General features: G+C 38.2%; 28 protein-coding genes. 20 read left to right on the plus strand and 8 right to left on the minus strand.

Annotated features, from left to right (window positions below; translation table 11 throughout):
• The first annotated feature begins 39 nt into the window (after positions 1 to 39).
• Positions 40 to 2433 carry a tetratricopeptide repeat protein gene (locus SDEL_RS00790; protein WP_012855956.1) on the plus strand — a complete coding sequence of 798 codons (2394 nt, stop codon included), beginning with the start codon at positions 40 to 42 and terminating at the stop codon, positions 2431 to 2433.
• 7 nt (positions 2434 to 2440) lie between these two features.
• Here the strand turns inward: SDEL_RS00790 and miaA are convergent, their stop codons facing one another.
• The gene (miaA, locus tag SDEL_RS00795) at positions 2441 to 3337 is read right to left on the minus strand and encodes a tRNA (adenosine(37)-N6)-dimethylallyltransferase MiaA (RefSeq protein ID WP_012855957.1); all 897 of its coding nucleotides are present in this window, start codon (positions 3335 to 3337) and stop codon (positions 2441 to 2443) included.
• 98 nt (positions 3338 to 3435) lie between these two features.
• Here miaA and mqnP point away from each other — a divergent pair, with 98 nt between their 5' ends.
• From mqnP to SDEL_RS00810, 3 genes are read left to right on the plus strand one after another with little or no spacing between them, the layout of a single operon-like run.
• Complete coding sequence (gene mqnP, locus SDEL_RS00800; RefSeq protein ID WP_012855958.1) at positions 3436 to 4305, plus strand: menaquinone biosynthesis prenyltransferase MqnP; 870 nt, start codon at positions 3436 to 3438, stop codon at positions 4303 to 4305.
• Position 4306: 1 nt separating this feature from the next.
• On the plus strand, positions 4307 to 4840 hold the full coding sequence (locus SDEL_RS00805; protein WP_012855959.1) for a hypothetical protein: 534 nt from the start codon (positions 4307 to 4309) through the stop codon (positions 4838 to 4840).
• The gene (locus SDEL_RS00810) at positions 4824 to 5345 is read left to right on the plus strand and encodes a DUF6115 domain-containing protein (protein WP_223295823.1); all 522 of its coding nucleotides are present in this window, start codon (positions 4824 to 4826) and stop codon (positions 5343 to 5345) included. The genes SDEL_RS00805 and SDEL_RS00810 overlap by 17 nt, the downstream gene beginning before the upstream one ends.
• A 28-nt stretch (positions 5346 to 5373) precedes the next feature.
• Here SDEL_RS00810 and SDEL_RS12340 read toward each other — a convergent pair whose 3' ends face one another.
• Complete coding sequence (locus SDEL_RS12340; RefSeq protein ID WP_012855961.1) at positions 5374 to 6717, minus strand: methyl-accepting chemotaxis protein; 1344 nt, start codon at positions 6715 to 6717, stop codon at positions 5374 to 5376.
• Entirely contained in the window at positions 6683 to 7195 is a 513-nt protein-coding gene (locus SDEL_RS00820; RefSeq protein WP_012855962.1) for a PAS domain-containing protein, read from the minus strand. The genes SDEL_RS12340 and SDEL_RS00820 overlap by 35 nt, the downstream gene beginning before the upstream one ends.
• A gap of 182 nt (positions 7196 to 7377) precedes the next feature.
• On the opposite strand from SDEL_RS00820, the gene moaA reads away from it, so the two are divergent.
• On the plus strand, positions 7378 to 8346 hold the full coding sequence (moaA, locus tag SDEL_RS00825; RefSeq protein ID WP_012855963.1) for a GTP 3',8-cyclase MoaA: 969 nt from the start codon (positions 7378 to 7380) through the stop codon (positions 8344 to 8346).
• Here moaA and SDEL_RS00830 read toward each other — a convergent pair.
• Entirely contained in the window at positions 8328 to 9482 is a 1155-nt protein-coding gene (locus tag SDEL_RS00830; RefSeq protein ID WP_012855964.1) for a molybdopterin molybdotransferase MoeA, read from the minus strand. The two genes, moaA and SDEL_RS00830, sit on opposite strands and share 19 nt — an antisense overlap.
• Positions 9483 to 9562: 80 nt before the next feature.
• Between SDEL_RS00830 and SDEL_RS00835 the strand changes: the two genes are divergently transcribed.
• The 15 genes from SDEL_RS00835 to mnmL all read left to right on the plus strand — a co-directional run bounded on the left by SDEL_RS00835 (position 9563) and on the right by mnmL (position 21648).
• Complete coding sequence (locus tag SDEL_RS00835) at positions 9563 to 9973, plus strand: hypothetical protein (protein WP_012855965.1); 411 nt, start codon at positions 9563 to 9565, stop codon at positions 9971 to 9973.
• Position 9974: 1 nt separating this feature from the next.
• Entirely contained in the window at positions 9975 to 10643 is a 669-nt protein-coding gene (locus SDEL_RS00840; protein ID WP_012855966.1) for a 16S rRNA (uracil(1498)-N(3))-methyltransferase, read from the plus strand.
• 101 nt (positions 10644 to 10744) lie between these two features.
• Positions 10745 to 10945 carry a 50S ribosomal protein L31 gene (gene rpmE, locus SDEL_RS00845; RefSeq protein ID WP_012855967.1) on the plus strand — a complete coding sequence of 67 codons (201 nt, stop codon included), beginning with the start codon at positions 10745 to 10747 and terminating at the stop codon, positions 10943 to 10945.
• A gap of 15 nt (positions 10946 to 10960) precedes the next feature.
• A complete protein-coding gene (rsmI, locus tag SDEL_RS00850; RefSeq protein ID WP_012855968.1) occupies positions 10961 to 11773 on the plus strand; it encodes a 16S rRNA (cytidine(1402)-2'-O)-methyltransferase in 813 nt (270 codons plus the stop codon).
• Between the two features lie 82 nt (positions 11774 to 11855).
• The gene (gene rlmB, locus SDEL_RS00855; RefSeq protein ID WP_012855969.1) at positions 11856 to 12539 is read left to right on the plus strand and encodes a 23S rRNA (guanosine(2251)-2'-O)-methyltransferase RlmB; all 684 of its coding nucleotides are present in this window, start codon (positions 11856 to 11858) and stop codon (positions 12537 to 12539) included.
• Positions 12532 to 13449 carry a hypothetical protein gene (locus tag SDEL_RS00860; RefSeq protein WP_012855970.1) on the plus strand — a complete coding sequence of 306 codons (918 nt, stop codon included), beginning with the start codon at positions 12532 to 12534 and terminating at the stop codon, positions 13447 to 13449. Before rlmB ends, SDEL_RS00860 begins: the two co-directional genes overlap by 8 nt.
• The gene (locus SDEL_RS00865) at positions 13446 to 14261 is read left to right on the plus strand and encodes a hypothetical protein (RefSeq protein ID WP_012855971.1); all 816 of its coding nucleotides are present in this window, start codon (positions 13446 to 13448) and stop codon (positions 14259 to 14261) included. The genes SDEL_RS00860 and SDEL_RS00865 overlap by 4 nt, the downstream gene beginning before the upstream one ends.
• Before the next feature lie 11 nt (positions 14262 to 14272).
• Positions 14273 to 15484: an LL-diaminopimelate aminotransferase gene (locus SDEL_RS00870; RefSeq protein ID WP_012855972.1), complete on the plus strand. Its 1212-nt coding sequence runs from the start codon at positions 14273 to 14275 to the stop codon at positions 15482 to 15484.
• Between the two features lie 3 nt (positions 15485 to 15487).
• Positions 15488 to 16759: a homoserine dehydrogenase gene (locus tag SDEL_RS00875; RefSeq protein WP_012855973.1), complete on the plus strand. Its 1272-nt coding sequence runs from the start codon at positions 15488 to 15490 to the stop codon at positions 16757 to 16759.
• A 3-nt stretch (positions 16760 to 16762) separates the two neighbouring features.
• Positions 16763 to 17089 (plus strand): YraN family protein, encoded by a 327-nt coding sequence (locus SDEL_RS00880; RefSeq protein ID WP_012855974.1) that lies wholly within the window; start codon positions 16763 to 16765, stop codon positions 17087 to 17089.
• Positions 17090 to 17174: 85 nt separating this feature from the next.
• The gene (gene trxA / locus SDEL_RS00885) at positions 17175 to 17492 is read left to right on the plus strand and encodes a thioredoxin (protein WP_012855975.1); all 318 of its coding nucleotides are present in this window, start codon (positions 17175 to 17177) and stop codon (positions 17490 to 17492) included.
• A 128-nt stretch (positions 17493 to 17620) separates the two neighbouring features.
• On the plus strand, positions 17621 to 18553 hold the full coding sequence (gene trxB, locus SDEL_RS00890; protein ID WP_012855976.1) for a thioredoxin-disulfide reductase: 933 nt from the start codon (positions 17621 to 17623) through the stop codon (positions 18551 to 18553).
• Positions 18554 to 18570: 17 nt separating this feature from the next.
• Complete coding sequence (gene dapB / locus SDEL_RS00895) at positions 18571 to 19338, plus strand: 4-hydroxy-tetrahydrodipicolinate reductase (protein ID WP_012855977.1); 768 nt, start codon at positions 18571 to 18573, stop codon at positions 19336 to 19338.
• Positions 19339 to 19357: 19 nt separating this feature from the next.
• A complete protein-coding gene (gene purF, locus SDEL_RS00900; RefSeq protein ID WP_012855978.1) occupies positions 19358 to 20695 on the plus strand; it encodes an amidophosphoribosyltransferase in 1338 nt (445 codons plus the stop codon).
• Complete coding sequence (mnmL, locus tag SDEL_RS00905) at positions 20695 to 21648, plus strand: tRNA modification radical SAM protein MnmL/YtqA (protein WP_012855979.1); 954 nt, start codon at positions 20695 to 20697, stop codon at positions 21646 to 21648. Before purF ends, mnmL begins: the two co-directional genes overlap by 1 nt.
• 40 nt (positions 21649 to 21688) lie before the next feature.
• On the opposite strand, the gene SDEL_RS00910 is transcribed toward mnmL, so the two are convergent.
• Genes SDEL_RS00910 through SDEL_RS00925 form a run of 4 tightly spaced genes read right to left on the minus strand, consistent with a single transcriptional unit; the run spans position 21689 to position 24537 of the window.
• The gene (locus tag SDEL_RS00910; protein WP_012855980.1) at positions 21689 to 22225 is read right to left on the minus strand and encodes a DUF2393 domain-containing protein; all 537 of its coding nucleotides are present in this window, start codon (positions 22223 to 22225) and stop codon (positions 21689 to 21691) included.
• 11 nt (positions 22226 to 22236) lie between these two features.
• A complete protein-coding gene (locus SDEL_RS00915) occupies positions 22237 to 22776 on the minus strand; it encodes a DUF2393 domain-containing protein (protein WP_012855981.1) in 540 nt (179 codons plus the stop codon).
• Positions 22766 to 23449, minus strand: a complete 684-nt coding sequence (gene hisIE, locus SDEL_RS00920) for a bifunctional phosphoribosyl-AMP cyclohydrolase/phosphoribosyl-ATP diphosphatase HisIE (protein WP_012855982.1) — start codon at positions 23447 to 23449, stop codon at positions 22766 to 22768. Before hisIE ends, SDEL_RS00915 begins: the two co-directional genes overlap by 11 nt.
• Complete coding sequence (locus SDEL_RS00925; RefSeq protein WP_012855983.1) at positions 23446 to 24537, minus strand: SPFH domain-containing protein; 1092 nt, start codon at positions 24535 to 24537, stop codon at positions 23446 to 23448. The genes hisIE and SDEL_RS00925 overlap by 4 nt, the downstream gene beginning before the upstream one ends.
• Positions 24538 to 24539 lie beyond the last annotated feature (2 nt).

Here is a 24539-nt window from a genome sequence, read left to right on the forward strand (position 1 = left end):
TAAGGGGTGAAAAACCCCTTATTTTGCTATAATGTAGGCATGAAATTACTACTTTTCCTCTTCTTTTTATCGGTACAACTTTTTTCACTGGAATTGGTTTTAAACAGTGGTAAAGAGAGTAAAACCAATTATGCAATCTTGCATATTATGGATGCGAAACCTTTCTTGTGTGAAACCATGGTATTTGAAAAAGATAAAAAACAGTACCTGTGTCAAGTCGATAGACCGATTACCAAACGTATTGAATCCAAAAAAACAAAATATGCCGAACTTGATTTTTATGAAAAAGGGGGGCAGTTTTATATTTTAATTGATCCTAAGGTCAATTCAAAATTGATTCCTATCGAAGAAGAACTCTACAACACGACAGAAATTTTAACCAAACCAAAAACCAACCGTTATACCCATTGGAGTATCTTACTTGAAGAAAAGGCATTGTTTGAAGCAGAAGCAGGGCATGATGGGTTAGATTTTCCTGTGCAATTCTCTAAAAATGAACGTCCTTCGATTGGGGCGCTTGATTTAAATGGTGCTCCCATTTCGTATGCGCAAAGTAAAGATATTGGGCTGTATCTTGAAATTAAAAAAGCCTATTATGATGGATACGATGAGAGTGTGATTAAAGATGTGAAGCGGGTGTTAAGTCTCTATCCAAACTCTATTTTTCGAAGTGAATTGGAGCTATTTCAGATGCGCTCTATGGATAAACTTCTTAGTGCACGAAGCGATGAAAGTCCTGAATTTGCTTTTAATGAAGGAGATATGATTACCCTTGCAAAGCAATGGAGTAAAGAGTTTACCAGTGACGAAAATCTCCCTGAAGTTTTGATGTTTATGGCAAAGGCGTATCTGAAATCGGGAGCGAAAGCGGATGCTAATTATGTGCTTGATATTTTAGTGGATGAACATCCTCAAAGTTCTTTTACCAAACGGGCTATTTTGCTTTTTGCAGACAACCTTTTTCTTAAAAAAGAGAAAGATAAAGCACTTAAGCTCTATTTGGATGTACTTTACAGTGCGCAGGATTTAGATATTGCTTCTGAGGCTGCGATTCGTTTGAGTGATCATCAAATGGATGCTGGAAAAATGCAAGAGGCGAAAGAGTATCTTTTTAAAGTCTTAAATGTTAATGCCCAATTTTTGTTAAAAGATAAAGAGCGAAGTTACAAACTTGCACGTAGATTAGCAGAGCATAAGTTGTATGACTTGGCTGCAAAAGTTGCAGATGTTCTGCTTCAAGGTATATCTGAGAAAGCTGAAAATCGAGAAATCTTACTCAAAGAGAGTGGGGATTGGCATGCTAAAGCCAATGAAGTGGAAGCAGCGCATAGTCGTTATAAAGAGTATTTGGCAGCATATAAAAATACAGGCGATTATGTGCAAGAAGTGACGGAAAGTTTAGATACGCTTTTCTTCCGTCTGAATGAAAATAATGAGACAAAATTAGCCGCTTACTATGATACGTTAATTGAAAAGTACGCCAATAATGAAATTGGGCAGAGGGCCTTGTTAGAAAAAGCCAATTTACTCCTCAAACAAAAAGCGTATGCGAAAGTACTTGCCTTAGAGGAAGCACTGACACCTCTTCCTGAGACGTTTGATCTTAAACCTGCTGAGTTGATTTATGCTGCGGCAAAAGGTTTGAGCGTGGAACATCTGAATCAAAAAGCGTGTCAAGAGAGTGTTTTATTGATTGAGCAGTATACGTTGCATATAGATGAGCCTGTGTATCAAGAGGCGTTGTTTAACTGTTTTATGGCAACCGCGCGGTATGAAAATGCGCATGAAATTAGTCGCTCACACCTTCAAGATGCTTCACTCAAAGAGCGTTATGCGTGGGCACAAAAAGAGGTGCAAGCTCTCTATAAAATGGGAGAATATGAAGAAGCAGTTGCGTTTAAAGAGGATTTGAAAACACTTTCCTTTAGTTTACGAGAGAAAATTAGCTTAGACAGTATTCGTACCCTTTTCTTTGCGCTGGTTAAATTGAAAAATAATGATGGTGCGCTCTCTTTAGCGCAGAGCATTGGAATTTTGTATCCTAATGAAGCCAGTAACTTAGATATTTATGATGAAATTATTACGATAGCGAGTGAAACCAAAAATGATTTATTGCTTGTCAAATATGCCAAAATGATTGTGGATGAGCAGAAAAAATATCAATCCACAGCGCTATCTCCTCGTATAGAATTTAGTTATATTGAAGCACTAAAACGCTTAGGTAGGGATGATGAAGCGTTAACTCTTGCAGAATCACTCATGGGAAGCTCTTTGAAAAATGAGGATAAAATACGCTTGTTTTACCATGCGGGTGAGTTAAGTTTAAAACTCAAAGAGCGTGAAAAAGCCAAAGCTTACTTTACGCAGTGTGTTGAAAATAACGAGAGCAGTTCATGGAAAAAGATTTGTGAGGAAAATCTCAAACTTTTTTAAACGCTCGTTACATGTAAAACGTGTTTGCGATTAAAGGCTTAAGTCTCTCTATCTCGATTTTAGGATGTATTGGAAACTGTGATGCGTTAAATGTGCGTTGGCGTTTAGCTAAATGGAGTGTATTGAGGGTAATGCGCTCTTCTAGCAGGCCGAGTGTATATCTTCCATCAAAATAGTCTAGCACCTCTTTAATGCCAATCGCTTTCATACATTGAGGCGTTCGTGTGTACTTTTTTTCTAATCCAAACACTTCCTCAATCAATCCCATCTGAAGCATTTTTTGAGTGCGTAAAGCAATCCTTTGTGCCAAAATCTCTTTGGGTGTCTCAATTTCAAAAAGAGGAACTTCACAAATAAGCGGTGCTTGTTTGGTGTTCGCAAGATAGTCGGAAGGCACTTCATCGGTAGCATAAAAAATTTCTAACCATTTTTCAATGCGGTAGCGATCGTTTAAGGCAATTTTTGAGGCAAAGGTAGGGTCTTTGCGTTGAATCAGCGCATAAGCTGAGGTTAAATCAAGTAGGCTTTCTTCCACTTTTTCTTTTACATGTAAGGATATTTCAGGTTTGACACTAAAGCCTTCCATCATTGCTTTGAGATAAAATCCTGTTCCTCCAACGATAATGAGATGCTTTTGATCTTTTTCGCATGCTTCTTTGGCGTCTTTATAAAGGTCAAAAAACATCGTGACATCAAAATGCTCATTGGGTAAAAGTACATCCATACCAAAATGAGCAATGCCCTGACGCTCTTCAAGACTCGGTTTAGCCGAAGCAATATCAATCTCTGTGTAGATGCTCAGTGAATCAAGGGATAAAATATACGCCGAATGTTTATGGGCAAGTTCAATGGCAAGGGCGGTTTTTCCCGAAGCGGTTGCTCCTAAAATAGCAATAGTTTTCAATGGTATTCTCTTTGTTTTATGCGGTTTTATGGGGCAATTATAACACTTTTAAAGGGTTTTGTTGTAAAATCAAGTCATCTTACATGTAAAGGTTTCTCTTGCAACATTTTTGGCAAAAACTTAAAGATATTGGTGATTTAATCGTTTTTAAACACTCTGTTTTTGCGCTTCCTTTTATTTTTACGGCAATGATTGTCTCTTCAAAAGCGCACAATGATACAGTATGGTTTGGATTTAAGCTCTTTGTTTTAGGACTTTTAGCGGCAGTAAGCGCTCGGAATTTTGCGATGGCGTTTAACCGTTACGCAGATAGAGATATTGATAAGTACAACCCACGAACTGCCAATCGTCCGAGTGTGGATGGTCGCATAGGGGCTTCAAATTTACTCTTTTTTATTGGTTTTAACGCACTGCTTTTTATTGCGGTGGCTTATTGTATCAATGACCTTGCCTTTTATTTGAGTGTGCCGATTTTGATGATTTTGGGTGGGTACTCTTTGTTTAAGCGTTTTTCACCCTATGCGCATTTGGTTTTGGGTCTCTCTTTGGGGTTGGCACCGATTGCAGGAGTCGTAGCCGTGGAAGCTGCTATTCCTTTATGGGCGGTGCTTCTCTCTATTGGTGTGATGTATTGGGTGGCTGGATTTGATCTGCTTTATTCTTTGCAAGATATGGAGTACGATAAAGCCAATGGGCTTTTTTCCATTCCTTCTCGTTTTGGTTGGGAAGCGACGTTTTTCATCTCCCGTTTGTTTCATGCTCAAACTGTTTTGTTTTGGTTGCTTTTTGTGGTTGAAGCGCAGTTGGGAGGGTTTGCCTATGGAGCAATAGGGGTTTCTGCCGTGGTACTGTTTTTAGAGCACCGTATTGTTGCCAAAGATTTTACCAAAATTGATAAAGCGTTTTTCACGCTCAATGGCTATTTGGGAATGATCTTTTTTAGTCTCATTTTTTTAGATAGGATATAAGATGATGGATGGTATTCGTTTTGTTCCCGCAGTTTTACATATGGTGTACGAAGAGGGAACATCCGAAAATGCCTCTTTTTTACAAGAGTATTATGCACTGATGCAACTCAATGATGATCCTTTGGGTGTCTGGCTCAAATCGTCTAAAATTCGTAAGGCTGCAGAAGAGAGTGACCCAGTGCTTTTAACACTCCTCATTGAGTTACATCGAAAAATAGAGACTTTAACACACCTTGTTACATCCAAGACACCTTTGGTTTTGGAGCTCAAAGAGAGTGCGATGCTCAGTGATATTGCCCACGGGTATCTTCGCTTGAGTGAGGCTGTTTTAACACCTCAAAAAGGATATTATGCACGTATTGCGATGCCTACTTTTCCTCAGCGTTCCATGCCTCTTTTTTTTGAAGCAGTCGATGCATTTGTGGGGAAAATTGTTTTGATGCATGAAGATGATGAGCAAGAGTGGAGTGCTTATATGACGGCATGCGAACGTGCAATGATTCGTCAAATGAAAGGAAATGGAAGTGAGTATTGAAACTTTAGCGTTTATAGGACTTGCTGCGCTGGTGATTATTGTCTTTTTAATGGTTTATATTCGTGATATGGAGGTCAATAAAAAGCTCTCTATTTATGAAAAGAGTATTGAAGAGCTCAATTATCAAAACCATGTGCTTAACAAAGCGCTCAATGAACTACGTACTCAGGAGAAAGAACCCGCATTTGACCCAGCGGTGCTTGAGCAAAAGATGGTACAGTTTGTCAAAGAAGAGATTCATAAGAGTGCTATTCCTGTGGTGTCATCGCTTAAAGAGATTGAGTCGATTATTTACCATTTTAAAGAGGAGCAAAGCAGTCGTTTGGAACGCATTGAAAGTCGTACCAAAGAGATGAGTTTTGCTTCAGCTTCGCCTTCAAGTTCGAATGAGAAGATGATTATTGCACACTATACCAAAGGAAAGAGTGAGGCAGAAATCGCTAAAGACTTACGTATTGGTATTGGGGAAGTGGATTTGGTTTTAAAGTTAGCCAATTTAAAATAACGGGTTTACATGTAAACCCGTTTAAGACTTATTTGGATGTTCGAGAAAGCGTTGAGCCTTCTTGAATCATCGCATTTAAAAGTTTAAAGAGTGTAGTACTTGCTTCTTCCATACGTTTAAAGTTTTCAATAAAGTGTGAAAGAGAGTCTAGGGTATAGCCACTTTGGAGAGCGTCCATGTTGGTATGAACGTATTGGTGCACATTTTTATGAGCTTCTTCTAGTCGTGAATAAGAAGGTGTGAGGCTAAAACGCTCTTTGGTCAGTGGAGCTTCATACCATTGTCCTAAACGACATTCATGGTGATTCGCAAAATGCGCCTCTTTTTGTTCGTTTAAGATAGCCGAATAGGCTTTGGTTTTGTAAACAATGTGATCCATTTTTGCCAAGATGGTAAAAATTTTATTTTCCAGTTTAAATGAGGTATCTGCGGTTGCATTGGCATCTTCATTAAAGGCTTTGAGAATCTCTTCAAAATGCATCACATTCTCTCCACTTGTGTTTGCAATCACACTAATACGCTCAGAATTGGCATGAATACCATTGGTCTCTTGTTGTAAGGTTTGAATGGTCATCGCAATCTCTTGCGTTGCTTTTTGAGTTCGTTCTGCGAGTTTTCGCACTTCATCCGCAACCACCGCAAAACCGCGTCCATGTTCTCCCGCTCGTGCGGCTTCAATGGCGGCATTAAGCGCTAAAAGGTTGGTTTGATCAGCAATATCTTTAATTAAATTGACCACAGAAGAGATTTCAGACGTTCTAAGGCTTAAAGAGGTGATCGCTTCATTGGTACTGTTTAAAAGCTCAAGCAACTCTTTGATTCCTTCAGAAAGTTCACCCAGTGTGTGGAGGCTTTCATCTGATTTGTGCGCTGTTGTATTGGCGATATCAGTAATATGAGACATCTCTTGAATGCTACTGTTTAAGTCCTCTTGAATACTTAAAACACCGTTGTTACCGTTACCAAGGTCTGCAAAAGCAGAGGAGAGTACCCCTTTGGCTTTTCCTTTTTGTCCATCAATAACGCCTTGAACACCTCTTGAGATATACTGGGCGTTGCTTGCAAAAAGTCCACGAAATCCCTCATTAAAAATATTACGATAGGTTTTTCCTTGACTGGCTGATTCGATGGAGGTTTTACTCTCGCGCATTAACGCCTCCATCTGGTCTAGGAGATCATTAATCCCTAAGGCAATTTGTCCCATAGGATCATTGGGGTCAAGATTGACAATGCGAGGTTCTAAATTGCCTTGTGCGGCTTCTTTAATGACATTCAAGGTTTTTTCATACAGCGCCTCATCACATTTAAGTCTTTTTCTACTCCCTAAAAAAGGGATTTTATAAGCGTTGTAAGACGTTTGAGAACTCTTCATAATTCATTCCTTTCTCTGCTAAGACATCGTTTAAATAACGCAGTGAAGCTTCCATACCACCACTTTTTTCTAACTCTAAAAGTTTGGCATACAGAGGCTCGATAATAGCCAATGCTTTAGGGTTTGCTTTACGTCGAATGGAGTAGTATCCCACAACTTTACCCAGGGCATCCACTGAGGCAGTGACATTGGCATAGACCCAGTAATACCCACCATCAAAGCTCAAGTTTTTAATATAAGCAAAAATTTCTTCTTTGTTTTTAATTTTTTCCCAGAGCAGTTTAAAAATAATATGAGGCATCTCTGGATGACGAATAATATTGTGCGGTTTGCCCAAAAGTTCTTGTTCGCTTGCGCCAACAATTTTTAAAAAAGGCTCATTACAGTAGGTGATTTTTCCGTGCGTATCTGTTTTAGAAACTAAAAAAGCATCCGCACTCACAGCATGTTCTTTTTGATTAGGAATAGGTTTATTCATCCCCACACTCCTTGAAAAGATTTAAGTACAACTGTAGTTTATCTTAGCCTCTGTTACAAAAAGCTTCAACAGTCAAAATAGCTTGAAGGAGAAACTTGCATCTGTAAAAGATTTGTGTATAATAGCCCCCACGAGCTTTTAGATAAAAGCGTAAGCATATCACTGTAGAAATAAGGACTTTCATGCTTATTGATGGATTTGGAAGAAATGTAACCTATCTTAGAATTTCTGTGACCGAACGGTGTAATTTTAGATGCCAATACTGTATGCCAGAGAAGCCTTTTTCATGGGTTCCGAAAGAGAATTTGCTCAGTTTTGAAGACCTTTTTTTGTTTGTTAAAGTCGCCATTGATGAGGGGATTAGCAAGATTCGAATTACAGGGGGTGAGCCTCTGTTAAGAACTGATTTGGATAAGTTTATTGCCATGATTAATCACCATAAAAGTGGGCTGGATTTGGCACTCACAACGAATGGTTTTTTACTCAAAGGAGCGGCGCAAAAACTTAAAGATGCTGGCTTAAAACGGGTCAATGTTTCTTTGGATAGTCTCAAAGCAGATGTTGCGGCAAAAATGGCGCAAAAAGATGTTTTAACCAGAGTACAAGAGGGCATTGAAGAGGCGTTGCGTGTGGGGCTGAAAGTAAAAATCAACATGGTGCCAATTCAAGGCATTAATGCCGATGAGGTCTTAGACGTGCTTGAGTACGCCAAAGCCAGAGGGATGTCGATTCGCTTTATTGAATACATGGAAAACACCCATGCCAAAGCACAATTAAAAGGGCTGAGTGGACAAGAAGTGCGAGATAAAATCGCTATAAAATATACGTTTAAAGCGATAGGGCGGGAAGGTCCTAGTCCTGCACATCTTTTTGAAATGGAAGATGGGTATGTCTTTGGTGTCATTGACCCGCATCAGCACGATTTTTGTGAAGATTGCAATCGTATTCGTTTAACCGCAGAAGGGATGTTGATTCCTTGTCTTTATTTTGATGAGGCGATGAGCATCAAAGATGCCGTGCACAAAGGGGATATGAAAGAGGCAACGGAAATTTTAAAAGAAGTTTTACGCAATAAGCCTGAAAAAAACAAGTGGAGCGATGATGACCAAAATGAGGTCTCTAAGCGTGCTTTTTATGAGACAGGCGGATAAGTAAAAAAGAAGAAGGGAATCTCTTCTCCTTCTTCAATGGATGTTTTTTGTTCAACCAAAGCATAGCCATTGCATTGACTTAAAATATTGAGTCTTCCTGCTTCATAATGAGGCGCACTTACAAAATGATTTCCATCGCTGTATCCAGGAATCGCATTCATAGAAGCATCCTTACATGTAACTCTTTTTTGATTGATACAACTGATAAAAGAGGGCAAAAGAGAGGGATGTGATTGGAGGTGTCTAAGCAGTGGCACACCTAGCATTTCAAAGCCTAAGGTACAACTGAGCGGTAAACCAGGTAGATGTAAAATAGGTTTTTCATTTAAGAGACTTAAAGCACTCGGTCTAGCGGGTGTAATCGAGACATGATGAAAAAGAGGAAAGAGCGTCTTTTTTTCCAATAAGGAACACATACTATCGTTTCGACTGAGCGCACCTGTGGTAATAATCGCATCTGAGGTGGGCACTAATGTATCCATAGCTTTTAAAATAGCATCTTCATTTTCATCGCAGAGGTGAATGTCCCCAATCTTCCCTCCCAATTCTAAGATGCGTGCGGCTAAACTCATCGCATTTGAATTGCAAATCTCTTTTTTAACTAAGGGTGTTCCAATGCTCAAAAGACTGATGGTTGGTTTTTTGAAAACGTGAATGTTTCGAATACATTGCGAAGCAAGGGCGGTTATCTTTTGGGCACTCAAGCGCTCCCCTTTTTTGAGCAATACTTCTCCTTGCGTAATGTCTTCACCCTCTTTTTTGATATGCGCAAATAGCGTTACATGTAAAGATATCTGAATCTCATTTTCTCGTTCAACGAGTACCTCTTCTTCGGGGATAATGGCATTAATGCCCTCTGGAATAGGAGAACCTGTGGAAAGTTTGACGCCATAACCCAAAGGAATTGAAGAAGGATAAGGCGCTTGAAGCAGGGGGTAATGTGTCGTAAGGGCTTTAAAAGCAATCCCATAGCCTTCCTTTAAACTCATGGGGTATTTTGGGAGTGCAAATTTTGCGTAAATATCTTGACTAGCAACACGATGCAAAGCATTTAAAAGAGGTAAAGTTTGTTTTACATGTAAAGGTTTGATAGATGTTTGAATGATTTGAAGTGCTTCTTGGTACGAAATGGGCATAGGCTAACCTTTATATTTATGGGGAGTATTATACTTAAACGGGTAAAATTTCAGATTATTTTTTTGAAGGATTTTTCATCATGGAAGCGTTCATTCGTCTCTCAAGCCAATTACATTTGGTGTTCATTGTGTTCTTGTGTGCACTGATAGTCATTAACCTTTACCTCTTAAAGAGTGATAGAACATTTGTCAAACTCTCTAAACGTTTGGAACTGATTGCACCGCAGTATTATATTGTCCTTTCGGCGATTTTTTTTACAGGTATTATTGTGATGGCTGTGCAGCAATTTACCTTTTCCCTTTCTGTTTGGGTGATGATAGTGGTGTGGGTGGGCATCGTTGCGTTTGGAATCAGAGGGCATAAACTCTATAAAAAGCTTGAGCGCACGGAAGTGTCTCAAAATGCCTATAAAGCCTATGCGACTAAAAAATATTTGCTTGATTTAGTGGCACTGATTGTCACAAGTATTCTTTTTTATACGGTCCATTAAGATGCAGTTTGTTTATCATCCTGAAGCAGGAGAAGCTCTCTTAAGGGTAGATGTTCGAGCGTATGAGCACCTTTTTAAGGTACGTAGAGTCGCTAAAGACGCACTTTTGTATTGGCGCAATTTAAACGATGGCGTGTTGTATGGATACCGTATTCAAGAGGTGGGTAAAAAAGAAGCACTTTTGGAGCGTGTTTCAGGTGAAATCTTAGAGATTGATGCTTCAAAAAAAATGCATATTGGTTGGTGTGTGATTGACCCAAAAATGATTGAAAAAACACTTCCCATGCTCAATGAACTGGGTGTTTCAAAACTGAGTTTTATCTACGCCGAGTTTTCGCAAAAAAGCCATAAACTTGATTTTGATCGGATGCAACGTATCGTGATTAATTCGTGCCAACAGTGCGGGCGTAGCCGTTGGATGGAAATGGAGCTCTTTTCTTCCTTGCAAGCGTACTTAGAAGCGTATCCAACGAGTACTATTTTGGACTTTTCTCAAGAAACGATGAAAGAATCAGCCGAGATTTCTTCCATACTGATCGGACCTGAGGGAGGATTTAGTGAAAAAGAGAGAAATATGTTTTCAAATCACACGATTGTAGGGCTTACATGTAAAACGATTTTGCGAAGCGAAACCGCTGTGGTGGCTGTAGCTTCTAAAATATTGGCATGACTTGAAATAATGAATCTTTTGTGCTATAATTTGCACCCTTTGGCAGAACGTGCCAAATAAAAAGATTTTATTTTTATGATAAACAATTAAGGAAAAATAGTATGAAAAAAGATATTCATCCTGAATATGTACCGTGTGTTGTAACATGCGCGTGTGGCAATAGTTTTGAAACTATGTCTAACAAAGCAGAGTTAAGAATCGATATTTGTAGTTCATGTCATCCATTCTTTACGGGCAGTGAGAAGATTGTTGATGCTGCAGGTCGTGTTGAGAAATTTAAGAAAAAATATAATCTCAAATAGTTTTTTTTAAATACTTTGGTTTACTTTATTCCTACTCCCATAGGAAATCTTGATGACATCTCTGTTCGAAGTTTAAAGCTTTTAGCAGAGTGTCACACTCTTTTTTGCGAAGATACGCGTATCACTAAACGACTTCTTTCTCTTCTTTCTCAAAAACATGGCATTGAATTTCGCATTAAACAGTTTATTTCGATGCATTCCCACAATGAAAATAGTGTCTTAGCACAGATAGATAAAGCAATTTTTCAAGAAAACGTTGGGTATTTAAGCGATGCTGGTATGCCTGGGATTAGTGATCCTGGAAATGCGTTGGTGCGTTTTTGTCAAGAAAACACCCTTGATTATGAAGTACTTCCTGGGGCAAATGCAGCTTTGTTAGCCTATGTGACAAGTGGTATTGCCACCCATCAATTTTTATTTTATGGATTTTTATCCCACAAAGGAATAGAGCGTCAAAATGAACTTTTTGAAGTTTTAAACGCACCCTATGCCGTGGTACTCTACGAATCACCCCATCGTATTGAAAAGTTAATCGATGAATTAGCACACTTTGCACCCCATCGTCCTATTTTTGCTATTAAAGAGGCAACAAAATTATATGAAAAACGTTTTTTAGGTACTTCCCTTGAAGTACAAGTGGCATTTCAAACAGCCAATCTAAAAGGTGAGTGGGTCGTGGTCATTACTCCAGTTCTCCATGAGGGGGGTGAAGCCATTACGAAAGAAGACCTAGTGAGTCTTGACATTCCTCCAAAACAAAAAGCAAAACTTCTCTCAAAACTCACAGGTGAAAGTGTAAAAGAGTGGTACGCAAAACTTCAAAACTAATGCGTTACATGTAACGCATCAAAATACCTCTTTTCTTCTCTGTCTCGTATTATTTTAAGCCATTTTGGATACAATATTTACCATGATAATCTATGGAAAACAACTCTTTTTACATCTGTTAAAGCACTATCCTTCAAGGATTAAGACGGTTTTTTTGCCCAAAAAATGTGATACGAAGCTTTTTTCGCATATTGCTAATGTGACACAAAAAATTTGTAACATTGATGAGCGTAAAGCTCAAGCCTTGTGTCACGGAGGAAATCATCAAGGGTTTATTGCGGAGATTGAACCTCTTGAGTTAACACCTTTTAGCGCAATTAAGCAAGGTTCCTTTTTGGTCATTTTGGATGAGGTCACTGACGTAGGAAATATTGGTGCGATTGTGCGGAGTGCGTATGCTTTTGGTGCGGATGGGCTGATTTTAAGTGGGATGAAAACATGTAACCTTGAAGCCATTTTGCGTACCAGCAGTGCGGCAGCATTTGAATTGCCTATTGCCCTCGTGCCTTCAACAAAAGATATGCTCAATGAGTTAAAGCAGATAGGATTTACACTTTATGGTGCGGATATGGATGGTGTTGATGTTCAAAAGGTGACATTCGCTCCTAAACGGGCTTTGATTATGGGAAGTGAAGGCAAAGGATTGTCTCCTAAAGTCAAAGAGCGATTAGACACCGTTGTATCCATTAAAATGGCAAGAGCATTTGACTCTTTAAACGTAAGCGCAGCAGCAGCTATATTGTGTGATAGGATCGCCAATGGATAACGATGTTAAGGTGTTGGAGAAGATTGGACTAAAAGAGGTTTCCTTAAAAACGCATATTGAGGTGAAACAATTAGAGTTTATTGTTAACGCTCAGTACGATAAGTTGAATAAAATTAATACGCTTGGTTTTGTCAAAATTCTTTCACGTGAATATACTATAGATTTTACTGAATGGCTTGAAGGATACCATGACTATTGGGCAGAGCATGAAAATGATGAGGAACCACAGAAAAATAAAATCTTTATTTGTGCGAAAAGCGATAGAAGTTATAAAAAGGTTGCGTGGTTTTTTCTTCTTTTAGTGCTCATTGCGACTCTTTTTTTCGTGGGGTCTATTTTTAAAATCAATGTAGGTATCCCAAGTATTCTCGATAAAGTGAAAACGGAACTACCTCAAACCAACAATGCCTATCAAAGTGCTCCTGTGGTGAAAGAAGCTGTCACATCTTTAGGTGTCAAAGTTGAGGAACGTGTGGTGGAGAGCAATAGTACGAACAGTAGTTTAGAAGCGGTTGTTGTGAGTATTAATGAAAATTTGACCCGTCAAATTGAGGGGAATGAGACCAATGCTTCTGAATCTTTAGCCCTCAATGAGGAAAATACCACGGTTCAAAAAAATGAGCTGAAAAATAAAATAGCAACATTCGTGCCCTTGAAAAAAGTATGGATTGGGGTGGTTAATTTAGAAAACAGTGCTCGTAAAGAGAGCTCAAATGAGCACAATCTCACGATTGACCTTACTCAAAAACAGATTATTAAAACAGGACATGGATTTTTTAAACTTTTTTATGATGGAAATGTCGAGGATTTTAGTGAGCAAGGAGCGACACGATTTTTGGTTGAAAATGGACAGCTTCATAAGATTTCCGAAGAAAAATTTATTGAATTGAATCGAGGTAAAAACTGGTGAAAAAACTTTTTATCATTTTAACCCTAGCGCTCTCTTTATTGGGTGCTTCTCCTTTGGATGAAAAGATTAAGAGTTTTGTGGGTTCTTCTAAATATGAAGCACAAAAAAATTTAATACAGGTTCTCTTTGCACAAAAAGATCAATTTTTAACTTCCAATGGCGAGATAAATAGTGTCAAAGTGATCTCTGTTTTGAAAAAAAATGGATTGCTTCAACTTCTTTATGATAGACCGATTCAACTTCGTTTAGCGTTTCGAACCCAACAAGATCCTTTTATTTTTTTAAAAATTATTAATGAGTCGTTGGAACTAATGGGATACAGTTATTTTTTAACCAACAACGCTTTAAGGGATAGTGGCGGTTTTGTATGGGAAATTTATCTTCAAACAGAGCATGTTCTTGATCCCGAAATTTTTGCGAAAACGTTAGAAGCCAAAGGGTGTTATATCACCAATATCGTGCGGAACGAAAACCATTATTGGTTTTATGATATCAACTCTGATCGTGCTTTTTTGAGTGCTAAAAAAGTGGAAAGTGGCGTGACTACACCTTTAGGAAAACCTTTAAAACCATACTGGATTGATATTAAAAATGCGAAAGAGATTGTGATTAATGCACAAAGTTCTGATAAATGGTTCCCAGATGTCGATTTTTTTGACGAAAATTTGAATCTTCTGCACGCAATTAAATCAGAAGAATCAACACGGACGTTGAAATTAGAAGTGCCTTTAGGGGCTGTGTATCTTAAAATCAGTGATGCTGTTATGCTTGATAATATTAAGCATGGGTTATCGTTACATGTAAAAGAATAAAAGGATAAAAAATGTTTGATGAGATTCGTTTTAATACCATTGAGAGATTGCCAGGGTACGTTTTTGCCCAAATTAATGAATTAAAATTAGCCGCTCGCCATGCGGGTGATGATATTATCGACTTTTCTATGGGAAATCCAGATGGAAGAACGCCTCAACATATCATTGATAAATTAGTGGAATCAGCACAAAAAGATGGAACGCATGGTTATTCAGTCAGTAAGGGTATTTTTAAATTACGTTTGGCGATTTGTAACTGGTATGCACGCAAATACGGTGTTACCCTAGACCCCAATACGGAAGCTGTTGCAACCCTAGGGAGTAAAGAGGGATTTGTACATCTAGCACAAGCGATTATCAATCCTGGTGATGTGGCGGTTGTTCCAGATCCTGCCTACCCCATTCATGCGTATGCTTTTATGATTGCAGGAGGCAATGTTCATAAGTTTGGTTTGGACTACAATGAAAAGTACGAGCTCGATAAAGAGCAGTTTTTTATTAAACTTAAAAAAGTGTTTCGTGAGTCTGCCCCTAAACCAAAATTTGTTGTTGTCAATTTCCCTCACAATCCAACGTGTGTAACTACAGACCTCTCTTTTTATGAAGAGTTGGTTGCTTATGCCAAAGAAGAACGTTTTTATATTATCAGTGATATTGCGTATGCCGATTTGTCGTTTGATGGCTATGAGACACCTTCAATTTTGCAAGTAGCAGGGGCTAAAGACGTTGCGGTCGAGTGTTACACTCTTTCAAAAAGTTACAATATGGCTGGTTGGCGTGTAGGTTTTGTCGTAGGCAATAAAAAACTGGTAGGTGCGCTTCAGAAAATCAAGTCATGGTTTGATTATGGTATGTTTACACCTATTCAGGTAGCTTCCACAGTAGCACTAGATGGTCCTCAGGAGTGCGTGGATGAGATTCGTGAAAAATACCGTAAACGTAGAGATGTTTTAGTGGAGAGTTTTAATAATGCGGGTTGGGAGATGGAAAAACCTCAATCAACCATGTTTATCTGGGCAAAAATTCCTAAAGTTGCAGCTCATTTAGGAAGTATGGAGTTTGCAAAACAGCTTTTAAAAGAGGCGAAAATTGCAGTGAGCCCTGGGATCGGTTTTGGTGAGGCGGGAGATGGTTATGTCAGAATTGCTTTGATTGAGAATGAAAATAGAATCCGTCAAGCTGCACGTAATGTGAAGAAGTATTTGAAGAGTTTAGAAGGCTAAAGTATGATGCGAGTTGGAATTATTGGTGTTGGAACGGTTGGAAGCCATGTTGTAAAGATTTTGCAAGAGAATGAAGATATTATTACTGCACGCAGTGGCAAAAAAATTGTTCCTATTTTAGGAATTGTGCGAGATGCAACTAAAAAAAGAGATGTTTCGATTCCTTTAAGTACAAATCTTGATGATGTTCTTGAAAATCCTGAAATTGATGTTGTTGTTGAATTAATGGGTGGTGTGGATGAAGCGTATAAAATTGTCACACGAGCATTAAAAAATAATAAAGCTGTTGTCACTGCTAATAAAGCATTACTGGCATATCACCGCTATGAATTACGTGATTTAGCCGGCAATACGCCTATTGGTTATGAGGCAAGTGTCGCAGGTGGTATTCCTATTATTAAGGCACTTCGTGAGGGTTTAAGTGCCAATCACATTGAAGCGATTAAAGGCATTATGAATGGTACATGTAATTTTATTTTGACCAAAATGATGAATGAAAAAGCTGAATTCGCAGATGTGCTTAAAGAAGCACAAGCACTAGGCTACGCAGAAGCTGATCCTACCTTTGATGTAGGTGGTTTTGATGCGGCACATAAATTGTTGATTCTAGCCAGTATCGCCTATGGCATTAACGTTAAACCTGAAGATATTTTAATCGAAGGGATTGAACATATTAACAGTGAAGACATCTATTTTGCCAAAGAGTTTGGCTATAACATTAAGCTTTTGACGATTGCTAAAAAAAGTGGTGATCAAGTAGAATTACGTGTCCATCCTGCACTGGTTCCCATTCAACAGATGATTGCTAAAGTCGATGGTGTTATGAATGGTATTAGTGTCATAGGAGATCGTGTGGGTGAAACGATGTATTATGGACCAGGTGCTGGAGGAAGTGCGACTGCGAGCGCTGTTGTATCAGACTTGATTGATATTGCACGTCATACACAAAACTCACCGATGTTAGGGTTTATTAAACCTTTAGAAAAAAGTGGTTTAACCTTGATGGACAAAGATGATATCTGCACACAGTATTATATTCGTGTAAGTGTTGCAGATAAGATTGGTGTTTTATCTAAAATTTCTGAAATTCTGGGTCAACATTCGATTTCGATTAGTAGTTTTTTACAAAAACAAGACGCCAAAAGAGAAGAGTGTGCGGTACTTCTTTTTTCAACGCATATCTGTAAAGAGAGCAATATCCAAAAAGCTCTTCATGAATTAAGCCAATTAGAGTTTGTTGAGCAAAAACCTGCCATGATTCGAATCGAAGCGTAACAAATGAGTCTTATGATAGGAAAAGAGGCTGAAACAAAGGCCTCAGCCTATCTTGAAAAAGAGGGTTATACGATTCTTGCACGTAATTTTCACTCTAAGTTTGGTGAAATTGACATTATTGCCCTGAAAGAAGATATTTTGCATTTTTGTGAGGTGAAATATTCTCAAAAGTATGATCCTCTTCTTCGTATTACGCCCTCTAAAATGAAAAAAATTATTACGACGATTCATTACTATTTTTTGACACATCCTTCATCGTATTGTTATCAAATTGATGCTATTAGTATCAAAGGTGAAGAGATAGAAATAATAAAAAATATTAGTTACTAAAAAAATAAGTTTCTATGCTATGGTAAATTTAAAGTTAGAGTGAGTATAATTGAATCACTATAAAATAACGATTTAGGGGAAGAATATGGGAAAATATTTAGAGTTAAATGCATCAAATTTTGATAGTACTGTAGCAGAAGGCGTTGCTTTAGTAGATTTTTGGGCACCATGGTGTGGACCATGTCGTATGATTGCTCCAGTCATTGAAGAGTTGGCAAATGATTTTGACGGTAAAGCTAAAATCTGTAAAGTAAACACAGACGAAGAGCAAGATGTAGCGATTAAGTATGGTATCCGTTCTATTCCTACCATTCTTTTCTTTAAAAATGGCGAGTTGGTCGATCAAATGATCGGTGCTTCATCTAAACAAGTTTTAGCTGATAAAATTAATTCACTGCTCTAATTTAAAATTTTATGAGGAAGCACTAAAGCTTCCTCATCTTACACTACTTCAAATGGATAAAAGTTTGCAGAGCGTTTCATGTTAGTATGTAACGCTGTGAAAAATCTCCAACAAAATAAGGAAAAACAATGTTAGATTTAGCAATTATTGGGGGTGGTCCTGCTGGTCTGAGTGCTGGACTTTATGCAACACGTGGTGGTTTAAAAAATGTTGTTATGTTTGAAAAAGGGCTTCCTGGTGGTCAAATTACCAGTAGCAGTGAAATAGAAAATTATCCAGGTTCAGCTCAGATTTTAAGTGGTTTAGATTTTATGGCTCCATGGTCAGAACAATGTATGCGTTTTGGTTTAAAACATGCCATGGAAGAAGTAACACGCATTTCTAAAAATAAAGAGGGTACATTTCATATTGCTTTAGCCGGTGGAAAAAGTGAAGAAGCAAAAAGTGTTGTGATTGCTACGGGGAGTGCCCCAAAGCGTGCTAACTTTGAAGGTGAAGCAGAATTTTTTGGCAAGGGTGTAAGCACCTGTGCAACATGCGATGGATTTTTTTATAAAAACAAAGAAGTTGTTGCCTTAGGTGGCGGCGATACTGCGTTAGAAGAAGCACTTTATCTTTCCCATATTTGCTCCAAAGTTTATTTAGTGCACAGACGTGATACTTTCCGTGCAAGTCCAAGTACAATCGAAAAAGTGAAAAATAATCCAAAAATTGAACTCGTTTTAAATGTGAGTATTAAAAAAGCATACGGTGATGCGATGGGTCTTAATGGACTGATTGTCGTTGATAAAGAGGGCAATGAAAGAGATATTAAAGTTCCTGGTGTTTTTGTTTTTGTAGGGATGAATGTGAATAACACTATTTTGAAGCAAGAAGATGGTCGCTTTTTATGCGAGATGGATGACAATGGAAATGTTATCGTTGATCTCAATATGCATACTTCTGTGAAAGGTTTGTTTGCTGCGGGAGATATTCGAACAAAAGCACAAAAGCAAGTCGTGTGTGCTGCAGGTGATGGTGCCACAGCAGGTATTCAAGCTTTAGAATATGTGAATCATTGAAAAAGGAAACGGCAAAAATGATACAGGTAGGAATTCATGGCTCAACGGGAAGAGTAGGGCGATTATTAGTGGAGAATTTAATCAAAGATAAGGAAGCAAGACCTTATGTTTTGCATGCACTTGAGCCGTTGAGCTTTCCTATACCCAAAGAGACGATTGTGACAGATGATGGATTGACTCTTTTGGATAAAAGTGATGTGATTATTGATTTTACGATTGCCATGGGTACAGAAAGCCTTTTAGAAAATGCACTCAAATCTCCCAAGCCTTTAGTGATTGGAACAACTGGCTTAAACGAACATCAACACAACCTGCTTAAAGAAGTTGCGAGTAATATGCCTGTTCTGTATTCAACCAATATGTCCTTAGGTGTTGCCGTGATGAATCGCCTTGTGGAGTTGGCATCTAAAAGTTTGAGTGATTTTGATATTGAAATTGTGGAACAGCATCATCGTTTTAAAAAAGATGCACCTAGTGGTACAGCATTGACATTGGGTGAGTATGCTGCTCGTGGTCGAGGATTAAATTTAGATGATGTACGTGTGAGTGGTCGCAATGGGCTTATTGGTGAGCGAAGTAAAGATGAAATTGCGATTATGGCACTTCGTGGCGGTGATATTGTGGGGCGTCATACGGTAGGATTTTATAATGATGGTGAATTTATTGAGATGAACCATACGGCAACCAGTCGTGATACCTTTGCAAAAGGTGCTATTAAAGCTGCAAAGTGGATCATCAATCAACCCAATGGTCTCTATACAATTAGTGACTGTCTAGGTCTTTAAGAAAAGGTAAAATAAACGTATGTGTGCGATTGTTGGTGTATTTGATGTAAAACATGCTTCCAAGATAGCGTATTATGCTCTTTTTGCGATGCAACATCGTGGTCAAGAGGCGACAGGAATTAGTGCGAGTGATGGTAAAAAAATTCGTACACTCAAAGATAATGGATTGGTAACAGAAGTTTTTAATGAAGATAAACTCTCTTTCTTACAAGGCGATATGGCAATTGGTCACAACCGATATTCAACAGCAGGAAGCGATTCAGTCAGAGATGCTCAACCCGTAGCCGCAAGTTATAAGCTGGGAGATATTTCTATCGTTCATAACGGTAATTTAATTAATAAACATGAAGTGAGAAGTAAACTTATTGAGCAAGGTGCCATTTTTCAATCTTCTATGGATACTGAAAATATTATTCATCTGATCGCAAGAAGTCAACAAGGAAAACTGCAAGATCGCATTATAGAAGCGTTACATATAATTAAAGGTGCTTACTGTCTTTTGATTCAAAGTCGTACCAAAATGTTTGCAATGCGTGATCGTTATGGTGTTCGCCCTCTTTCTATTGGACGCTTTAAAAATGGTGGGTATATTGTTGCGAGTGAAACGTGTGCACTTGATTTGGTCGATGCTGAATTTGTAAGGGATGTACGTCCTGGTGAAATGGTTATTTTTCATCAAGGAGAAAAAGAGTTTGAGAGTATTCAGCTTTTTGAACCTGATCCACATGTTTGTGCCTTTGAATTTATCTATTTTGCACGACCTGATAGTGTTATTGAAGGTAAAAATGTTTATGCAATTCGTAAAAAAATGGGTATGAAACTTGCTGAACTTGCTCCTGTGGAGGCAGATTTTGTAATTCCTGTCCCTGATAGTGGAGTGAGTGCGGCCTTAGGCTATGCTCAAGCGAGTGGAATACCTTTTGAAATGGCAATTGTACGAAACCACTACGTGGGAAGAACATTTATTGAGCCAACACAAGCCGTACGTGATTTGAAAGTAAAACTTAAACTTTCTCCTATTCATAAAATTTTGGAGGGAAAAAAGATTGTGGTTATTGATGATAGTATTGTACGAGGAACAACATCAAGACAAATCGTTAAGCTTCTAAAACGCGCAGGTGCTGCTGAAGTACATATGCGTATAGCTTCTCCTACCATTGAGCATCCATGTTTGTATGGTATTGACACGCCTAGTTACAAAGAACTCATTAGTGCCAATAAAAATGTTGAGGAAGTGCGTGAGTATATTGAAGCGGATTCTTTGGCATTTTTAAGTATTGATGCGCTTAAAGAGAGCATTGGAAACGATATGAATTACTCTTTGGTTAGTTTTGATGGAAACTACTTCATTAAATAATGCGAGAGCTTTTAACCGCAGGGCGGTATTTTAGAAAAAAATTTAGGGAGAGCGTTTACAAAATCCCCATTTCTATTTCTGGATTTACCTGCCCAAATATAGACGGTACCGTTGCAAGAGGTGGGTGTGTTTTTTGTGAAAATGAGTCTTTTAGCCCAAATTTAGATCACAATCAACCTAAACGATTTTTTCTACACCCAAACTCTGAAAATCCCTATTTAGACTTTCAGCTCATTCAACTCGAAGCACAATATAAAAAAACAAAAAAAATTCTTGCAAAAAAATTTAGTGCACAAAAATTTATTATCTATTTTCAATCCTTTACCAATACCTATGCTCCTCTTGATACCCTTAAAGCTCTCTATACAAAGGCGCTTAGTTTTGAAGGGGTTGTGGGATTAAGCATTGGAACACGTACGGATAGCATTAGTGAAGAAGTGTTAGCGTATTTATCTGAACTCTCTAAGACGTATGAAATATGGATAGAGTATGGTATCCAATCTTCTTCAGACGCTACGTTAAAACGGATTAATCGTGGGCACGATAGCGCTAATATCGCACATTATATTGCATTAACACATCACTATAATCTTAAAATTTGCGCACATGTGATTTTTGGTCTTCCAGATGAGACGCCACAGATGGCATTAGAGAGTGTTAAATTTGCTTTAGGTTTAGGGGTTCATTCCTTTAAATTTCACCCTTTATATGTGGTGGAGCGTACAGCTTTAGCCAATGATTTTAAAAAAGGTCATTTTATTCCCATTTCTAAAGAGTCCTATATTCAGACGCTTGTTGAGGCGATTCAACTTTTACCTGAAAATGTAATGATTCAGCGTGTCAGCGCTGGTATTGAAGATACGACGTTACTCTCTCCTTCGTGGTGCTATGTGAAACACGAGCAAATGCATGCCATTCGTAAGGCTTTGAGAGAAGTAGGATTGAAGTATTAGATTTCCTTCATAACCCATTGAAAAAAGTCTATGGATTTTTTTAGTGGCAGAAAAGCTCGTAACGTGTGTAGGGCTTTTCAAATGCGGGAGGATAGGGCATAAACACTGTAAAATTACGCATTTCACCCTCTGTTAAATTTTCTGCAATCAGAAAAGTTTTCGTTGTTTCAATCGTAGGGAGTTGATCTCTTTTGAAAAAGTTTTCAAAAGCGGATTTAGGTACAAAAATCGCAGAGTCTGTTCCTATGCGCTCTAGCGAAGCATTGAAAATTTTAACTTCAAGTTTACACTTTCCAATTGTAAATTTTCCAACATTACGAATTTGTCCTGAAATAGAAAATGATTCATTAATAAGAACTTTTTTTTGAACCATATTTTCAAGTCGTGCTATTTTAGTATATTTATCAAGTGCGTAAAATGTAAAGGCAATCAAGAGTGAGGTAATAAGAAGATTTGCCATGATAGGTGCAAAAAGTGCTTTTCTTTCTGTATTTTTCAAGGTAAGAAGTACTATGAGGATAGAAAGAGAGCCAATAATCAAAAGAGCCATCCAATGTAATCCTGTTAGATAGGTCACGTCTTTTCTCCTTAATAACACTCAGCTTTGAGCGTTGCGTTTATATCCCCACTGTAATCGAAATCATCGAAAACTATTCGATACTCAAGAGTACTTTCTTGTGGAATAAATTCTTTAATAATAATCGACTGATTTGCAAGAGGTTTTAATTGATAGAGATACGCTTTTATATTCGATATATTTTCGTCTGCTTTGAAAATAGAAGCGTGTAAAATACAGAGGTTAAAATCTTTTTTAGATTGATTGGTAATGGTTGTTTCTAAAATTAAAGAAGAAGAAAAATTGAGTTTTTTTAATAATGTTATGGTTGTTTCCGTTTTGCGTAAGGTGGTATTGAGTTTTTGATAGATAAAAAAAGGAGCAATACCTAGAAAAAGAAGAGAGACAATAATAATCAGTAACGCAAAGGCTGAGGATTTTTTGGCGACAAGAATCGCCAAAAAAATCAGGATAAGAAAGGTAAGACATAGCCATCCAAACGCCAAATAGTCATAAAGACTAAGGTGTTGGAAATAAGTTAAGAGTGAGAGTTTAAGCGCATTAATGTTCATTGCGGCTGTTTTTCTCTTCTATGCCACTTAGACCAAGGCGTCGCTCAAGCTCTTTTGAAATTAAAGAAGGATGAATATCTTTTGCTCCTAGTGCAACGAGTGTATGAAACATTAAGTCAGCAGCTTCATAAATAATCTCTTTAGATTCTCCATCTTTGATGGCAAAACAAAATTCACCCGCTTCTTCAACAACTTTTTTTAAGATACTATTATCACCTTTTTGAAGCAAAGAGGCAACATAAGATGTTTTTGGATCCGCATGTTTACGCTCTTGAACAATATGATAAATTGTGTCACTGATGGAATAACCCTGAATTGCTTTGGCTTCTTCTTTCGGGGCTTCATCTTTATCAAGACGGTTAAAAAAGCATGAGCTCCGTCCTGTATGACACGCAACACCTTCTTGTTCTACTTTAAGAAGCAATGTATCGCTATCACAATCTAAATAAGCCTCTTGAACATGTTGCACATGTCCACTGCTTTCTCCTTTTTTCCAAAGAGATTGGCGGCTTCTTGAGTAGTAATGCGCAAAGCCCGTTGAGAGTGTTAACATGAGCGCTTCTTCGTTCATATACGCTAACATCAAAACATCCCCATTCCTTGCTTCTTGTGCGATCACAGGGAGCAAGGGTGTTTTTGTCCAATCAATAGTTTTTAAAAGGGCTTGACTCATTTGCTTACACTAACAGCTTTCTGGCTATCTTTGGTATCAACCCAAATATTCGGTGTTGAACCACCAGGTGTTAAGAAAATCTTAGCATCTTTATTTTCACGAAGGGCTTCGTTGAATTTGCCTTGTACTTCGATTTGACGAAGGTTTAAAAGTGGCGATGAAATACTTTCGCTAATTTTTTTGTTAGCATAGGCTTCTGCTTCGGCTTCAATTTTAAGAGCATTGGCTTGACCTTGAGCGTTAATCTCTCTTGCTTTGGCTTGACCTTCAGCTTCAGCGGCTCGTTTGAGCGCTTCTTGATTAGCACGTTCGACTTCATATTTGGTACGTTCGACTTCTTGACGTGCGACTTGAACACGCTCAATTTGTTCTTTTATTTTGGCAGGCAAGACAATTTCACGTAGTTGCACGGTCAGTAATTCAACAGGTTGCCCTGGTTGCGCATCAATCGCTTTACGGATTCCCTCTTCGATATTCACTGCAATTTCATTACGTTTTTGAGGGAGTTCTTCGGCATTGAATTTACCGATAACGCTTCGTGTAACATCACGAACGACGGGATTAATAATTTTATCTTCCCATGACATACCCCATGTGGCAATGGTTTGAGGTGCTGTGGAAGGTTCGAGTTTGTACTGAACGGTTAGTTCGATAGAAACAGGTAAACCTCTTGCATCGAGTACAGAAATAGTTGCATTTCGTTTGATACCAGAGCCTCTTTGAACCACTTCGCCTAAGTCTTCAGTGGAAGAGTAGTTCATAATACGTACTTTTGTATCCACGATAAAAACCTGTTGGATAAATGGGATAAAAAGATGAAAACCTGGTTCCATAGGGATGGGTTCAAATTTACCCGCAGTTGCTTTAATACCCATTTCACCTGAGTTAATAATGACATAGGGTTTTGCAAAGATAGCAATTAAAACAACGGCAATCAGAAAATAGACCACCCCTGAAGCTTTGCCAAAATTTTTCATAAAATCGGGAGGTTCTACGTTAAAAGGTGTGCGATTGTCATTATCGCCTCCCCCACCGAAGTTCCCTCCACCGTTTTTCTTTTTAAAATAATCGTTCAAATCTGCTGGCATAA

It is taken from the genome of Sulfurospirillum deleyianum DSM 6946, assembly GCF_000024885.1.
Taxonomy (GTDB): domain Bacteria; phylum Campylobacterota; class Campylobacteria; order Campylobacterales; family Sulfurospirillaceae; genus Sulfurospirillum; species Sulfurospirillum deleyianum.